The sequence below is a fragment of the Variovorax sp. 10N420 genome, assembly GCF_056394705.1.
In genome coordinates, this window is sequence record NZ_JBFTIJ010000049.1 from 1 (window position 1) to 449 (window position 449).

Annotated in this window: 1 pseudogene; it reads right to left on the reverse strand. The window is 63.9% G+C overall.

The features are described from left to right. Window positions 1–267 precede the first annotated feature (267 nt). Window positions 268–449 (reverse strand): annotated as a pseudogene (locus AC1DEK_RS30155) (hypothetical protein); the annotation flags it as partial.

The following is a 449-nucleotide window of genomic DNA, read 5'->3' on the forward strand; positions in this document are numbered from 1 at the left end:
TTCGCTGCGCTACGGGCAACCTGCGGTGCTCGCTTTTCGTGGGGTCCGCGCAAACTCGCTGCGCTCAAACACGCGCGGCCCTGATCCACGAAAAGCTCCGCTCCTCGGCACCCCCAGAAGGGAGTGCTCGGGCCGTCGCTTCGCTCGGCCTGTTGAATACCAACAGCCAAACCAAAAACACAAGGACGCGCCACGGCGCGTTGTGTCTTGGTATTCGTGTTGGTCCCCGCATCGGGGTCCCCTCTGTGCGTGCCGAGGAGCGCAGCTTCAGGCGGACAAGGGCTGCGCGTGTTTGAGCGCAGCGAGTTTCGCGCGGACCCCGCCTGAAGCGAGCACCGCAGGTTGCCCGAAGCGAAGCGCAGGGACGCGCACAGTGGGGTCGCCTTTCTTTTGCTTACTTTTCTTTGGCGACCCAAAGAAAAGTAAGTCGCCCGCCGGGGCGAGTCCCG